Genomic DNA, 14,791 nt, shown 5'->3' with positions numbered 1-14,791 from the left:
CCCTGCCCCCCGCTCCGGCCGGCATGAGGCCCGCGGGGCCGGGCAAGGTCAAGCCGTCAGACGCGCTGGAGCTTCACCGGCTCGGTGCGCGCCAACCGCAGGAAATGCGCCATGAAGGGCCGGGTCGCATCCTCCGTGCGCGTGGCAGCGTACATCCGCTTGGTGACACCCTCCCGCGTCAGGCGGCGGGTCACGTAGTCGGGCCGGTACTTCACCTCGCGCAGCACCCAGTCGGGCAGGACCGAGACGCCGCGGCCGGAGGCGACGAGCATCAGGATGACGGCGGTCAGTTCCACCTGCCGCACCGCCTCCGGCTCCACCTTCGCCGGCGTCAGCAGCGTGGTGAAGACATCGAGGCGGGTGCGGTCCACCGGATAGGTGATGATCACCTGGTCGCGCAGGTCCTCCGCCTCGATCCACTCCTTCGCGGCAAGCGGGCTGTCGGCGGCCGCGACCAGCGTCGGCGCATAGTCGAAAAGCGGGTTGAAGACGATGCCCGGCAGCGACTCGGGATCGGAAGAGATCACGAGATCGACCTCCTCGCGGGCAAGCGCGGGCATCGCCTCGAAGGCGAGGCCGGGGCGGATGTCCACGTCCACATCCGGCCAGGCGCGGCGGAAGGCGTCGAGTACTGGAAAGAGCCAGTCGAAACAGGCGTGGCATTCGATGGCGATATGCAGACGCCCGGTCTTGCCGGAGCGCAGCGCGCGGAACTCCTCCGTCACCGCGGCGATCTCCGGCAGCACCTTCTCGGCCGCGCGGAGCAGCCGCTGGCCCGCCGCCGAAAGCTTCAGCGGTTTCGACCGACGGACGAAAAGCTCCACCCCCACCTGCTCCTCCAGCCCCTTCACCTGATGGGAAAGCGCCGACTGGGTGATGTTCAGCACCTCCGCCGCGCGCGCGAGCCCGCCCGCGTCGTGGATCGCCTTGATCGTCCTGAGATGCCGGAGGTCCAGATGCATCGGCGCCCTACTTGATTCAAACCTCATATTGATCTTGAGGATTATGAATTTGTCTCACATCCAGATTCCTGCGACAAGGGCGAAAGCAGAAGGAACCGAGCCATGCCCGCACCCCGCCTCTCGTTCGAATTCTTCCCGCCGCACACGCTCGATGCGTCGTTCCGGCTCTGGGAAACCGTTCACGCGCTGCAACCCCTGAGACCGGAGTATGTCTCCGTCACCTATGGCGCGGGCGGCACCACGCGCGAACTCACGCACGAGGCGGTGACGACGATCGGCAGGAACTACGGCCTGCGCGTCGCCGCCCACCTCACCTGCGTCGATGCGACGAGGGCCGAGACGCTGGAGATCGCCGATGCCTATGCCGAGGCCGGGGTGCGCGACATCGTGGCGCTCAGGGGCGACGCGCCGAAGGGTGCGGACCGCTTCACGCCCCATCCCGACGGCTTCGCCAATTCGGTGGAACTGGTTGAGGCGCTCGCCGCCACCGGCAAGTTCAACATCGCGGTCGGCGCCTACCCCGAGCCGCATCCGGAGGCCGCCGACAGCCGGGCCGATGTCGAGTGGCTCAAGCGCAAGATCGACGCCGGGGCGAGCCGCGCCATCACCCAGTTCTTCTTCGAGGCCGAGACCTTCCTGCGCTTCCGCGACGCCTGCACCAAGGCGGGCATCGACGCGCCGATCGTGCCCGGCATCCTGCCGATCATCTCCTGGGAGGGGGCGCGCCGCTTCGCGGAACGCTGCAACACCCATGTCCCGCCGCGCCTGGAAGAGGCCTTCACCCATGCGATCCGCGACGGGCGCGAGGACCTCCTGGCGCTGACCCAGTGCACCGTCCTCTGCGAGCGGCTGATCGAGGAAGGCGTGGACGCGCTGCATTTCTACACGCTCAACCGGCCGCAGATGACCCGCAACGTGTGCTACGCGCTCGGCATCGTGCCGGAGGTCTCCCTGCAGAACGTGGCCTGACCGGCACGTCTCTGTTTCGGCCCTGGACCGTCATCGCGGTTCAGGGCCGCTTTTCGCGCGGGGGCGTGGCGGCGCGGCTTTCCTCCGCCTGCCGGGCAGGGTAGCTCTGGCGCGACCTGCCCGGAGCCTGCCATGTCGAACGCCTTCGCTGCCCGTAGCCCCGCCGACCTTCTGCCGCGCGACCGGTTCCTGTCGATGTCCGGGCTCGACTTCATGTGCGCGGTGCGCGACGGACGGATCGCCGGCCCGGCCATCGGCGCGACACTCGGTTTCCGCGTGATCGAGGTCGAGCCCGGCCGCGTCGTCTTCGAGGGCAGGCCGGAGTTTGCCCATACCAATCCGACTGGGACGCCGCATGGCGGCTGGTATGGCGCCCTCCTCGACAGCTGCATGGCCTGCGCCGTGATGACCACCGTGCCGCAGGGAAGCTACTACACGACGCTGGAGTACCGGGTGAACGTCACCCGCCCCGTGCCGCTCGGGATGCGGGTATTGGCCGAGGGGCTGATCCAGCATGCCGGCCGCTCGACCGGGATCGCCCGGGGCGAGATCCGCGGCGCCGAGGACGGCAAGCTCTACGCCACCGGCTCCACCACCTGCCTCGTCATGTCCGCCGGCTGAGCCTCAGCGCCGGCAGGTGCCAGTGGCCGGGCCGCGCCCGGGCGGCGGCCGCCGTGGGATGCACCGCCTCCGAGGGATCGCGCCCGACCCTGCGCTTCGCCCTGAGAACGAAGGCCTTGCCCCATCCCCGGGTGGTGCCGACCGAAGGTGCCTGCGGATCGGTCGGAAACCGTGCCCGCCAGCCCTCCGGCAGGGGCAGGCCGCAGCCCTCCGCCTTCTCGATCATCCAGACCAGGGGGATGTTGGCGAGCGGCCGCGCCGCGTCGAAGCCGGCCAGTTGACCGCCCACGTCGCCATGCGCGCCGCGGAACCAGACCTGTTCAAGCCGCCCCGTCCAGTCGCCCGCCCGCGAATCCCACAGCACCGGGTCGAAGGCCGCCCGCGTCTCCTCGTGCGCGAGCGCGTGGAAGCCCGCCTTCACGACCGGGCTCAGGTGGTGGTTGTGGAACTCGTGCTGCGGCTCGGTCCAGGTCCAGAGGAGCGGCAGCCGCACGCCCAGCGCCTTCACCGTGTCGAAGGCGCCGATCATCTCGATCTCCACCCGGTCGTGGCAGAAGCGCTTGTGAAAGACCGTCTCGCCCGGGCTGCCCGGTTCGCGCTGGTAGTAGCGGTAGGCAAGCTGGACATTGCGCTCCGTCGCGCAGTCGGACCGGAGCAGGCCCACCTGGTCGATCACCCCGGCGAGCGAGCGGACGGCATAGGCGCCGCGCGAATAGCCGAAGAAGTAGATCCGGTCGCCCGGCCGGTAGCGGGTGGCGAGCCAGCCGTAGGCCCGGCGGATCTGCCGGTTGATGCCGCGGCCCATGGCGACTGCGGGCGTGTCGCGCCACACGTGCCACTGCACCCCCGCCTCGTAGTAGAGCGAGAGCCGCGCCGACGAGGGCATGGATTTCAGCAGCTTGTAGATGATCCCGATGTTCGTCTCGCAGCCCGGTGCGAGCGTGGAGAGCGTGCCGTCGAGCAGGATGACGTGGGTGCAGGGCGCGCGACCGCGCGGCGGCGCCTGGGTCTCGACCTGGCGGCCGATCCTGAATATCCGGAGCAGCCTTTCGGCAAGCCGCGTCACCCTGCCGTGCCTCCTTCCCACATCCCCGATGCTAACCCGGCCGGCGAGTCGCCCCTAGTCAGGAATCCGTAACTTCCTGTTACTGCTTGTTTCCGTTTCCGCACCGACGACAATCCGCAGGCGAGAGGCTGCGCGTCCATCCTTTGGTCGGGGGCTTGGGGTACAGGCATGGCGAGTCCCGTGGTCTTGATCGGCGGGCCGATTGCCCTGCAGGATCGACTTGGGCATCGGCTTCCGGTTCCGGGAGATTATGGAAACAAGTTTGACGAAAGGTTGAGCGGTCCTGCGGCCTTTTCGTGACGCGCCTGAGCACGCCTCGCCGGCAACCAGCCGGGCACCGGCGCGGGAACGAAGCGCGCGGTCTTGCCGCCGGGGCCGCTTCCCGCCTAGGCTCGTGCGGATGCGCCGCGCCGCCCTTTCCCCTCTCCGCCTGGCCTTCGCCCTAAGCGGCCTCCTGCCGCTCGCGGGTCTTGCGGCGCGGCCGGTCGATACCCAGGCGCTGGTCTGGACCGGCTTCGTCGCCGTGGTGCTTCCGGCGCCGGCGCCGCGCATCTCGGCCCGGCGCTTCCTCCTCGCCGCAATCGCCACCGGCATGGCCGTGGAACTGGCCGCCTGGGCCGGGCACTACGCCGCCTGCTCGCCGGAGCCTGCGCTCTTCCACCCCCAGCTGGGGCGCGACCTGCTGATCGGCGTCGGTTTCTATTCCGGCCTCGGTCTCACCTGGGCCTGGCTCGTCCGCCGCTTCGGCTTCTCGGTGGGCGAGTGCTTCGCCGTGAACGGCGCGATGGGGGTCTTCCTGGAACAGCAGGGCGCGGCGTTCCTCGCCGGCCTCCAGGCATTGCCGGAAGGGGCGCTCCTCTGGGTCTTCGTCTTCCTCATCTACGGCCCGATGGCGGCCATCCCGCGCCGCCTCGCGATCCCGGCCGGCACCGCCGCCCCGCCACGGCGCCCATGGCACTACCCGGTCGCCGCGCTCGCCGCAAGCGCGGGCGCCTTTGCAGGCACCTACGCGTTCGGGCTCGTCCTCATGGCGCTTGGCCTCTTGCCGGAACCCCGGTCGATCTGCGCGGCGCCCTTCTGGTAGTCCTCAGGCGTCGAGCCGCATCACCGTGGCGATGGTCAGCGCGCCGAAGCCGTTGAAGCGGGTGTTGGTCGCCGTCGAATAGGCGCCCATCCCCGACAGCACGACATAGTCGCCCTCGGCGATGTCGCCGGGCAGCATCACCTCGCCCGGCAGCCGGTCCACGCTGTCGCAGGTCGGGCCGAAGACGATGCGGGGCGCGGCCTCTGCCGTCCGCCGCCGGCCCTCGGGCTCGACCACGGCGATGCGGGTGATCATGCCGGTGATCGGCAGTTCGTCGAGCGCGCCATAGGTGCCGTCGTTCAGGAACACATGCGCGTCGTCGCGCACCGCTTTCACCTGTGCGGCAAGCGTGAAGGCCTCGGCCACCATGCCGCGCCCCGGCTCGCAGACGAGCGCGGGCGGAGTGCCCTCGAAGGCCTCGTCCGCAACGCGGGCGATGAGCGCGAAGATCGCCTCGAGAGCGGGCAGTTCGCCCTCGACCCGGTGCGCGGGGAAGCCGCCGCCGGTGTTGAGCCGCCGCGCCTTCACGCCCGCCAGACGGCAGATCTCGGCCGCCGCGCGGATATAGGCGTCCCAGGCCATCGGGTCGGTGCACTGGGTGCCCGGGTGGAAGGTGAGCGAGGGGATGAAGCCCGCCGCGTCGACCGCGCGCAGCAGTTCCGCCGCAAGCTCCACCGTCGCGCCGAACTTGGCGCCGAAGTTGTAGGCCGCCCCGGAGACCGGCAGCTTGAAGCGGACGGAGATTTCCGTGCCCTCGGCCGGCACCAGATCGACAAGCTTGGCAAGCTCGGACCGGCTGTCCACCGAATAGGACTTCACGCCCATCGCCACCGCGTATTCGATCTCGTGGCGGGCGCGGACGGGGTTGTTGTAGTGCATGGCGGCCGTCGGGGCGAGCCGCGCGATCATCTCGATCTCGGCCGGCGAGGCCACGTCGAAGCCCTCGATCCCGGCGGCGACGAGGTTCTGGATCACCATCTCGTCGGGGTTCGATTTCACCGCATAGGTGACAAGGCCCGGAAAGCCGTCGAGGAACCGCCGCGCGGTGTCCTGCAACACGGCCGGCGCGAAGAACATCACCGGGTCCACCGGGCGCTCGATACGAAGGAATTCGGACGGATTCGTCCAGATAGTCTTGGAAAGCCCCATCGGCCTGCTCCTGCCAACAGAGCGCAGCCACCTCTTGCCCCGGCTTGACGGGTCGGGAGACGCTTACGCGTTTCAACCAACCAGGCCAGGTGCGTATGAGCCGCCCTTTTCCTGAACGAAGTGCGCGGGATATGGGGCACAATCTGACCGATGAAAAGGGTAGATTTGCGGCGCACTGTCGTTATTATGACGACAACGCAAACCAAAACGACGGTGTTGCAGAATGGACGACCTCGACCGGGCCATCCTCGGCCAACTCGGTGCGGATGCGCGGATGTCGGTGGCCACTTTGGCGCGCCGGCTGAAGGTCGCGCGCTCCACCATCCAGGCGCGGCTGGAGCGGCTTGAATCGACCGGGGTCATCGCGGGCTACACGGTGAAGCTCGGCGAGGCGGCGCGCGCCTCCCGCATCCGCGCGACCGTTCTCCTGACGATCGAGCCGCGCGCCCAGGCCAACGTGCTAACGCGGCTGAAGGCGGTGCCGGCGGTCGAGCGCATCCACACCACCTCCGGCCGGGTGGACCTTCTCCTCCAGGTCGCGGCCGCGTCGACGGCACAGCTCGACGAGGTGCTCGACCAGATCGGCGAGATGACCGGGGTGAAGTCGTCCGAAAGCCTCATCCACCTCTCGACCAAGCTCGACCGGGCGGTCTGAGCGCCGCGGTCAGAGGATGAACGACGGCGAGGTATGGATGCATCGGTCGAACCGCGCCGCGTCGTCGCTGCACAGGATCATCAGGTAGAAGGGATCGAGCCGCCCGCCGCGAGCCCGAAGCAGGTGGTCGAGCGCCACCCGGTTGGCCATCGGCACCGTGACGAAGAACCCCTGCCCCTCCGGTCCTTCCCGCGTGACATGGTCGATCAGCGCCGGGATGTCGGCCGGGTCCAGCGCAGCCATCGGGCCGGCGGTCGGCTCGAAGTCGTCCGCGTCCGGCGGGTTGGGCTGGATCCCGAAGGCGTATCCGGCCGGCCGGCCCCCGCGCCGCGCCAGGAATGCCGGCCGCATGCCGAGGAGAAAGCCGATGTCCTCGTCGCGGCGAAACCCGAGCACCTCGCGCTCCAGCGCCCCGATCGCCGAGACCGCCGCAGGTCCCGGCGCGAGGCGCTCGAACACAAGGTCCGTTGCCGGGACGACCGGCCCGGCGACGAGCTTCACGTCGAGGGAGGTTGTCCGGTGGTGCACGCCCGACCTGAGGTAGAGCGACAGGGCGCGTTCGTCCTGCGTGGCGACGATGGATTTCCCCCGGGCGCGCCCGTCGGGGAATGCGCGCGCAAGGAGTGCGCGGCCGATACCTCCGCTCTGGACACCCGGCTCGACGAAGAACATGGAAAGTTCCAGGTGGCCGTCGCGGAGGACGCTCAGCGCCCACCCGACGAGGCCGCCCCCGGCATCCTCGGCAACCCAGTTTTCGGCCGCGGTGCCCCAGAGGTGGGTGATCCATCGGCCCTGACGCTTCCAGGATGATTCGACGGGCGGGTTCCTGGCCGCCGCCTCGTCCACGAAGCCCACGCGGAACAGGTAGTCGTAGATCGACCGGCGGAAGAGCGCATAGGCCGCGGAAAGATCGCCTGCACGCGCCTCGCGGAGCGATATCGCCTTCGTCATCATCCGCCTCCCCTCGGGACAGTCCCGCCCCGGAACGCCCGCGGCAAGGATACGCCCGGGCACACGCGCGGCCAACAGTGCCTGCCGGGGCCATGCCCGGCGGCACGGGGCGCCGTCAGGTGCCGGCCCGCCCCGTCAGTCGGAAGAGGTCCAGGAACCGCTGGCCCGTCGCGGGGTCGCCCCGGAACGTCACCGTCCCGGACCCGAGCCAGTGCGCTAGCGGGTGCGCGCCATAAACCACGCCGGCGAGCGTGTTGGCACTGCCGGCAAAGACCACATCGCCTTCCGCCGCGCCGCGCTCCACCTCCCAGCGGCCGTTCTCCAGTTCCCCCCTGAAACTCTCCCGCCCCATGTCGAAGCCGGCGGCGACCTCCACCTCCTTCGCCGCCTTGCGGTCCACCATCGCCGCCATCGACAGCATCAGCGCCGTCGGGCTGATGAATTTCTTCGGGTCATGCCCGGGCAGCCGCACCCCGAACCTGCAGAGCGCGTCGATGACCGGGCGCACTGCCTTTCCAAGCTCCGTCAGCTCGTAGACCTGCACGCCGGCCGGGTCGGGCAGGATCACCCGGCGCAGGATTCCGCCCTCTTCCAGGCCTTCCAGCCGTTGGGTCAGCACCGAGGCGCTGATCCCCGGCAGCCCGGCACGCACAAGCTGGAACCGTTTGGCCCCCAGCATCAGCTCGCGGATCACCAGGAGCGCCCAGCGGTCGCCCAGAAGGTCGAGCGCGTGGGCCGCGATGCAGCCCTCGCCGTAGACGCTGCGGATAGGCCGGGGCGACCCTTTGCCGATTTCGTTCATTTTTCCAACTGTCAGTTGCTTTTTCGAACTTATGCGAAGACCATCCTCGCTGCAACAGGACCTTCAACAGGAAGAGAATCGCCATGTCCTACATCGACGGATTCGTCGTTCCGGTGCCGACCGCGAAACGCGAGGAATATCGCGCCCACGAGGCGAAATGGTGGCCCACCTTCCGCGACATGGGCGCCAAGGCCTTCGGCGTCGGCTGGGGCGACGACGTGCCCCACGGCAAGCAGACCGACTTCTTCCGGGCCGTCGAAGCGACGGCGGCGGAAACCGTCGTGCTCTGCTGGATGATCTGGCCCGACAAGGCGACCCGCGACGCCGCCTACAAGAAGATGATGGAACTCGACCCCGACGTGTCCGGGATGCCCTTCGACGGCAAGCGGATGATCTACGGCGGATTCGAGCCCCTGCTGATGGAAGGAACGGCGGCATGACCCACCATGGCAGCCCCTGCTGGTACGAGCTTTCGACCACGCCCGGCAAGCTCGCCGAGGCCGGCGACTTCTATGCGAAGGTCCTCGGCTGGACCTTCGCCGACGCGGGGATGGCGGGCTTCACCTACCACCTCGCGAGCATCGGCGGAGAGATGGTCGCCGGCGCCATGGACATACCGCCGGACGTCGCCGGCATGCCTCCGATGTGGATGATCTACTTCGCCGTGGACGATGCCGACCGTGCCGTGGCCGCGATGGTCGCGGCCGGAGCGACCCTGCACCACCCCGTCACCCCGATCCCCGGCACCGGGCGCTTCGCGAGCCTCGCCGACCCGACCGGCGCCGGCTTCGGCATCCTGGAGCCCCTGCCGATGCCGGGCGGCGGCGCCGGAACCGCCTTCGACCAGACGAAGGCCGGCCACGGCAACTGGAACGAGTTGTCGACAGCCGACCAGAAGGCCGCCATGGCCTTCTACGGCAAGGTGCTCGGCTGGACGCCCGGCCAGAGCATGGACATGGGCGCGATGGGCTCCTACGACCTCTTCCGCTGGCAGGACCGCGACATCGGCGGCATGACGGGCCTTGCACCGGACATGTCGGGTGCCGCCTGGCTGCCCTACTTCGGCACCAACGGCGTCGCCCCGGCGATGGAGCGGATCCGCGCGGCCGGCGGCGAGATCCTGCACGGGCCGCAGGAGGTTCCGGGCGGCGCCTTCATCGTCCAGGCCCGCGACCCGCAGGGCGCGCGTTTCGCCGTCGTCGGCCCGATGGAGCACACGCCATGACCCGTGACCGCATGACCACCTGCCTCTGGTTCGACGGCAACGCGCGCGAGGCGGCGGAATTCTACGCCGCCACCTTCCCCGACAGCCATGTCGGACACGCCCTTGACTCCCCGGCCGACAATCCCTCGATGAAGGCAGGGGGCGAGCTCCTGGTGGAGTTCACCCTGCTCGGCCAGCCCTTCGTCGGCCTGAACGGCGGCCCGAACTTCACCTTCAGCGAGGCGGTGTCCTTCATGGTCCTGACCGAGACGCAGGAGGAGACGGACCGCTACTGGGCCGCCATCACCGGCAACGGCGGGCAGGAAAGCGCCTGCGGCTGGTGCAAGGACCGCTTCGGCCTCTCGTGGCAGATCACGCCCCGCGCGCTGCTGGCGGCGATCAAGGACCCCGACCCCGCCGCCGCCCGTCGCGCCATGGAGGCGATGATGACCATGGGCAAGATCGACATCGCCGCGATCGAGGCGGCGCGGGCGGGGTGACTGACCCCGCCTCCGCCGGCGACGCCCTCGCAGCGTTCCTCGCCGCGCGTGTTCGCCCGGAGCACCGCGCCATCGTCCTGCGGATCGTCGCGGACTTTGCCGCGGTCGCGCCCGACGTCACCCTCCGGATGCGCGGCGGGACGGAGAAATACATTCCGGTCCCGGTCTTCCGGCTGACGCGCGACATCGCGGCGATCAGCCCCTCCCGGTCCGCCGTCACGCTCTCCTTCACCGCGGGCGCGTCCTTCGACGACCCGTTCCACCGGCTCGGGGGCGCCGGGAAAATGTCCCGCACGATCCGCATCACGCGGATCGAGGATTATCCCACGGCGGCAGTGGCGCATTACATGCGGCAGGCCGTCGCCGCCGACCGGGCCCGCTGACCCGCCCCTTCCCCTCTCGGCGCGCTTTCGCTAAGGGAAAGCGACCCAAGGACGGATGCCGACGATGCCGATGGACAAGACCTTCAACGCCGCCGAGGCGGAAGAACGCCTCTACGCTCTCTGGGAACGGGCCGGAGCCTTTCGGGCCGGCGCCAACGCGAACCCGGGCGCGGAAACCTTCTGCATCATGATCCCGCCGCCGAACGTCACCGGCTCGCTCCACATGGGTCATGCCTTCAACAACACGCTGCAGGACATTCTCGTCCGCTGGCACCGGATGCGGGGCTTCGACACGCTCTGGCAGCCGGGGCAGGACCACGCCGGCATCGCCACCCAGATGGTGGTGGAGCGCGAACTGGCGAAATCCCAGCAACCCGGCCGCCGCGAGATGGGGCGCGAGACGTTCCTCGGGAAGGTCTGGGAATGGAAGGGCCAGTCCGGCGACACGATCATCACCCAGCTGAGGCGCCTCGGCGCCTCCTGCGACTGGACGCGCAACGCCTTCACCATGTCCGGCGCGCCGGGCGCTCCCGAGACCGACCTTGGCAACTTCCACGACGCGGTCATCAAGGTTTTCGTGGAGATGTACAACAAGGGCCTGATCTACCGCGGCAAGCGTCTCGTCAACTGGGACCCGCATTTCGAGACCGCGATCTCCGACCTCGAGGTCGAGAGCGTCGAGGTGCCGGGCCAGATGTGGCACTTCAAGTATCCGCTCGCCGGCGGCGAAACCTATGACTACGTGGAGAAGGACGAGGACGGGAACGTCACCTTCCGCGAGACCCGCGACTACATCTCCATCGCCACGACGCGGCCCGAGACGATGCTCGGCGACGGCGCGGTCGCGGTTCACCCGTCAGACGAGCGTTACGCGCCAATTGTCGGGAAACTCTGCGAAATACCGGTCGGGCCCAGGGAACACCGGCGCCTGATCCCGATCATCACCGACGAATATCCCGATCCGGCCTTCGGCTCGGGCGCGGTGAAGATCACGGGCGCCCACGACTTCAACGATTACGGCGTGGCCAAGCGGCACGACATCCCCTGCTACCGGCTGATGGACACCAAGGCGCAGATGCGCGCCGACGGCCTTCCCTACGCCGAGGCCGCCGCCCTCGCGATGGAGGTGGCGCGCGGCGACCGCACGCTCTCCGAGGCCGAGGCCGACGCGCTGAACCTCGTCCCCGACGACCTGCGCGGCCTTGACCGCTATGAGGCGCGCAAGCGCGTCGTGGAGGAGATTAACGCCGAGGGGCTCGCCGTGACCTCCCTCGTCAAGTCGATCGACGCCGAGACCGGCGCCGAGCATCTGGAACGGGTCCCCTTCGTCGAGGCGAAGCCGATCATGCAGCCCTTCGGCGACCGCTCGAAGGTCGTCATCGAGCCGATGCTGACGGACCAGTGGTTCGTCGATACCGCGAAGATCGTGGAGCCCGCGCTGAAGGCCGTCCGCGACGGCATGGCGGCGCAGGAGGCCGGCACCTTCGACGAAAAGGCCGGCTACACCCGCATCCTGCCCGAACGCGACGCCAAGACCTATTTCCACTGGCTCGAGAACATCGAGCCCTGGTGCATCTCCCGCCAGCTCTGGTGGGGGCACCAGATTCCCGTCTGGTACGGCCTCGGCATCCACCCGGTCGCCTTTGTCGACGACGAGGCCGACGGCGACCTCGACGAGGTCGAGATGTTCCGCCTCCTGCGCGAGGGTGCCTTCGACGAACAGGACCCCGCCGCCTACTGCGCCGCGACATTCACCGCCGCCGCCGACATGGCGCGCGACGACCTCGCCGCCCTGCCGACACCGCTGCATGCGGCCCGCGTCGTCGAAGTCGCCGACAAGCACGCGGCCATCGCCGCCTTCACCGCCGCGCTCGGGGAATACGAGGTCACGCAGGACCCGACGCGCCTGATCTACCCGGTCTGGCGCGACCCCGACGTGCTCGACACCTGGTTTTCCTCCGGCCTCTGGCCGATCGGCACGCTCGGCTGGCCCGAGGACACCGACGACCTGAGGAAATACTTCCCCACCGACGTCCTCGTCACCGGCTTCGACATCATCTTCTTCTGGGTCGCCCGGATGATGATGATGCAGCTTGCCGTCGTCGGCCAGGTTCCCTTCCACACCGTCTATGTCCACGCCCTCGTCCGCGACGAGAAGGGCCGGAAGATGTCGAAGTCGCTCGGCAACGTCATCGACCCGCTCGAACTCATCGAGGAATTCGGCGCCGACGCCTTGCGCTTCACCCTGACCGCGATGGCGGCGATGGGGCGCGATCTCAAGCTCTCAAGGGACCGCATCGCCGGCTACCGCAACTTCACCACCAAGCTCTGGAACGCCACGCGCTTCGCCGAGATGAACGGCGCGCTCTGTCGGGACGTTGTCGGGACGGAAAACCGACGCGAAACCGACGCGAAACATACGGTCAACCGCTGGATCATCGGCGAGACGGCGCGTGCGCGCATGGCGGTGGACGAGGCGCTTGCCTCCTACCGCTTCAACGACGCGGCGAACACGCTCTATGCCTTCGTCTGGGGCAAGGTCTGCGACTGGTATGTGGAGTTTGCCAAGCCCCTGATGGACGGCGAGCATGCGGCCGAGACCCGCGCCACGATGGCCTGGGTGCTGGATCAGTGCTACATCCTCCTCCACCCGATCATGCCCTTCATCACCGAGGAACTCTGGCGCCTGACGGGCGACCGGCCGAAGCTCCTCGTCCATGCCGAATGGCCGGCCTATGGTGCTGAACTCATTGACGAAAACGCCGACCGCGAGATGAACTGGGTGATCGGCCTGATCGAGGAAATCCGCTCTGCCCGCGCGCAGATGCACGTGCCGGCCGGCCTCAAGCTTCCCATCGTCATGACCGCGATGGACGCGAAAGGCCGCGCCGCATGGGAGGCCAACGCGCCGATGATCACCCGCCTCGCCCGGCTCGACGGGATGACCGAAGGCGCCGCCCCGAAGGGCGCGATCACGGTTCCCGTCGAAGGCGGCGGCTTCGCCATCCCGCTCGAAGGCGTCATCGACATCTCCGAGGAAAAATCGCGTCTTTCCAGGACGTTGGAAAAGCTCGAGAAGGAAATTGGGGGCCTGAAGGCCCGGCTCTCCAACCCCAAGTTCGTCGAAAGCGCCCCCGAGGAGATCGTCGAGGAAACCCGCGAGAAACTCGGTCTGGCCGAGGAAGAGGCCGCGAAGCTGAAAGCCGCGCTCCAGCGCCTTTCCGAGATTGGCTAGGTTGACGCAAATTGGCGGGCCGGAAGTGACCCCCCGGCCTTTCCCACGGGCGCCCCGGTCCCCATATCGGTCGCGGAGGCACCGATGTCGGACTGGATCAACCGTATCGCCGAGCGCCGGATGCTGAAGGCGGGGGCCGAAGGCAAGCTCTCGGGCCTCGAGGGCGCGGGCAAGCCCCTGCCGGAACGCCCCGGCGACGCCTTCGTCGACCCCGGCGAGGCGATCGGGTTCCGCATCATGGCCGAGGCCGGCGCGCTTCCCGAGGAGATCACCCTGAAGAAGGCCGTGATCGACGCCAGGGCCCGCTACGCCGCGGCACCGAATGCGGACGCGCGCAAGGCGGCGATGGCCGAGATCGCGCGGCTCGAGATGCGCCTCGCCATTGCCGAGGAAGCCCGGCGCAGGTTCCTGAAGTCCTGACCCGTCTAGGCGAGGTCGGCGGGCGCGAGGGGGGGCGCGTCGTCGTGGCGCGGCACGGTCTGCCGTTCGATCTTGCGCCGGACCTTCGGCGGTTCCGCCCCCCGGTGCAGCGCGCGGATGGCCTTGTGCACGGCATCGTCGGCCTTCGTCCGCCGGGCGAGGTGCCGCGCGTAATCGACCCAGGTCGGAACGTAGTACTTCTCGCTCCACACCTCGGGCCGCTCCAGGTCGCGCAGGAGCGCCCAGCGCCGCGCACCGTCGCGCAGGCGGATGCGGCGCCGCTCCTGCATCAGCGCCAGGAACTCCGGCACGTCCTCCTGGGCAATCTCGTAGTCCACCAGGACGAAGATCGGCCCGCTGCGGGCGCGCAGGTCGATCTGCGGCTCGGCGGCGGTCACGAGCCCGAGGGGCGTCAGGTCCACCTCGCCGAAGTCCGAGACGCGGAAGACCCAGCCGGCGAGCGCGCCTGCCACCAGCACGGCGGCCGAAAGCCCGAAGGCCCCGGCGATGCCGGCCTCGTCGGCGATCGCGCCCCAGGCCCAGGCGCCCGCGGCGAGCCCGCCAAAGGCCGCCATCTGATAGAAGGCGAGCGCGCGACCGAGCACCCATCGCGGGGTGGAAAGCTGCACGGTCCTGTTGAAGAGCGACAGCGCGAGCACCCAGCAGGCACCTGCGAGGAGAAGCGCCGGGACGACCGCCCAGACCACCGGCAGGAGCGCGAGAACGGCCGCGGCCAGGGCGAAGCCGGCAAAGCCGATCTCCACCACCCGCTCGTTGCGCAGGAGGGCCC

General features: G+C 69.1%; 16 protein-coding genes. 10 read left to right on the top strand and 6 right to left on the bottom strand.

Translation table 11 applies throughout. The features are described from left to right. Positions 1-56: 56 nt before the first annotated feature. Complete coding sequence (locus F9K34_RS11775) at positions 57-962, bottom strand: LysR family transcriptional regulator (RefSeq protein WP_291337162.1); 906 nt, start codon at positions 960-962, stop codon at positions 57-59. A 102-nt stretch (positions 963-1,064) separates the two neighbouring features. On the opposite strand from F9K34_RS11775, the gene metF reads away from it, so the two are divergent. Both metF and F9K34_RS11765 read left to right on the top strand, forming a co-directional pair. Further along, on the top strand, positions 1,065-1,931 hold the full coding sequence (metF, locus tag F9K34_RS11770) for a methylenetetrahydrofolate reductase [NAD(P)H] (protein WP_291337161.1): 867 nt from the start codon (positions 1,065-1,067) through the stop codon (positions 1,929-1,931). A gap of 132 nt (positions 1,932-2,063) precedes the next feature. Continuing rightward, positions 2,064-2,552, top strand: coding sequence for a PaaI family thioesterase (locus tag F9K34_RS11765; protein WP_291337160.1), 489 nt, complete (start codon positions 2,064-2,066; stop codon positions 2,550-2,552). Here F9K34_RS11765 and F9K34_RS11760 read toward each other — a convergent pair. Beyond that, the gene (locus F9K34_RS11760) at positions 2,536-3,618 is read right to left on the bottom strand and encodes a DUF2235 domain-containing protein (RefSeq protein ID WP_436405740.1); all 1,083 of its coding nucleotides are present in this window, start codon (positions 3,616-3,618) and stop codon (positions 2,536-2,538) included. The two genes, F9K34_RS11765 and F9K34_RS11760, sit on opposite strands and share 17 nt — an antisense overlap. 400 nt (positions 3,619-4,018) lie before the next feature. Between F9K34_RS11760 and F9K34_RS11755 the strand changes: the two genes are divergently transcribed. Further along, a complete protein-coding gene (locus tag F9K34_RS11755; protein ID WP_291337159.1) occupies positions 4,019-4,702 on the top strand; it encodes a hypothetical protein in 684 nt (227 codons plus the stop codon). 3 nt (positions 4,703-4,705) lie between these two features. Here F9K34_RS11755 and F9K34_RS11750 read toward each other — a convergent pair whose 3' ends face one another. Further along, positions 4,706-5,851, bottom strand: coding sequence for a type III PLP-dependent enzyme (locus F9K34_RS11750; RefSeq protein WP_291337158.1), 1,146 nt, complete (start codon positions 5,849-5,851; stop codon positions 4,706-4,708). A gap of 223 nt (positions 5,852-6,074) precedes the next feature. Here F9K34_RS11750 and F9K34_RS11745 point away from each other — a divergent pair, with 223 nt between their 5' ends. Further along, positions 6,075-6,506, top strand: coding sequence for an Lrp/AsnC family transcriptional regulator (locus F9K34_RS11745; protein ID WP_291337157.1), 432 nt, complete (start codon positions 6,075-6,077; stop codon positions 6,504-6,506). A 9-nt stretch (positions 6,507-6,515) separates the two neighbouring features. Here the strand turns inward: F9K34_RS11745 and F9K34_RS11740 are convergent, their stop codons facing one another. After that, on the bottom strand, positions 6,516-7,457 hold the full coding sequence (locus F9K34_RS11740) for a GNAT family N-acetyltransferase (protein ID WP_291337156.1): 942 nt from the start codon (positions 7,455-7,457) through the stop codon (positions 6,516-6,518). 115 nt (positions 7,458-7,572) lie between these two features. After that, positions 7,573-8,259 (bottom strand): winged helix-turn-helix transcriptional regulator, encoded by a 687-nt coding sequence (locus tag F9K34_RS11735; RefSeq protein ID WP_291337155.1) that lies wholly within the window; start codon positions 8,257-8,259, stop codon positions 7,573-7,575. An 83-nt stretch (positions 8,260-8,342) separates the two neighbouring features. Between F9K34_RS11735 and F9K34_RS11730 the strand changes: the two genes are divergently transcribed. From F9K34_RS11730 to F9K34_RS11705, 6 genes are all read left to right on the top strand, one after another. Continuing rightward, a complete protein-coding gene (locus F9K34_RS11730) occupies positions 8,343-8,699 on the top strand; it encodes a DUF1428 domain-containing protein (protein ID WP_291337154.1) in 357 nt (118 codons plus the stop codon). Beyond that, positions 8,696-9,484 carry a VOC family protein gene (locus F9K34_RS11725; RefSeq protein WP_291337153.1) on the top strand — a complete coding sequence of 263 codons (789 nt, stop codon included), beginning with the start codon at positions 8,696-8,698 and terminating at the stop codon, positions 9,482-9,484. The genes F9K34_RS11730 and F9K34_RS11725 overlap by 4 nt, the downstream gene beginning before the upstream one ends. Then, entirely contained in the window at positions 9,481-9,963 is a 483-nt protein-coding gene (locus tag F9K34_RS11720) for a VOC family protein (RefSeq protein ID WP_291337152.1), read from the top strand. The genes F9K34_RS11725 and F9K34_RS11720 overlap by 4 nt, the downstream gene beginning before the upstream one ends. Continuing rightward, positions 9,960-10,346: a DUF1801 domain-containing protein gene (locus tag F9K34_RS11715; protein ID WP_291337151.1), complete on the top strand. Its 387-nt coding sequence runs from the start codon at positions 9,960-9,962 to the stop codon at positions 10,344-10,346. The genes F9K34_RS11720 and F9K34_RS11715 overlap by 4 nt, the downstream gene beginning before the upstream one ends. 64 nt (positions 10,347-10,410) lie before the next feature. Continuing rightward, positions 10,411-13,581 (top strand): valine--tRNA ligase, encoded by a 3,171-nt coding sequence (locus F9K34_RS11710; RefSeq protein WP_291337150.1) that lies wholly within the window; start codon positions 10,411-10,413, stop codon positions 13,579-13,581. 84 nt (positions 13,582-13,665) lie between these two features. Continuing rightward, positions 13,666-14,001 (top strand): DUF1992 domain-containing protein, encoded by a 336-nt coding sequence (locus F9K34_RS11705; RefSeq protein WP_291337149.1) that lies wholly within the window; start codon positions 13,666-13,668, stop codon positions 13,999-14,001. A 5-nt stretch (positions 14,002-14,006) separates the two neighbouring features. Here F9K34_RS11705 and F9K34_RS11700 read toward each other — a convergent pair. Beyond that, positions 14,007-14,791: MFS transporter (locus F9K34_RS11700; protein ID WP_291337148.1), on the bottom strand; the 785-nt coding region annotated here is incomplete at its 5' end.

Source organism: Albidovulum sp. (genome assembly GCF_008933605.1).
Lineage (GTDB): Bacteria > Pseudomonadota > Alphaproteobacteria > Rhodobacterales > Rhodobacteraceae > Albidovulum.
The sequence above is the reverse complement of the archived record's forward strand: the minus strand, read 5'-3'. Positions and strand labels throughout refer to the sequence as shown.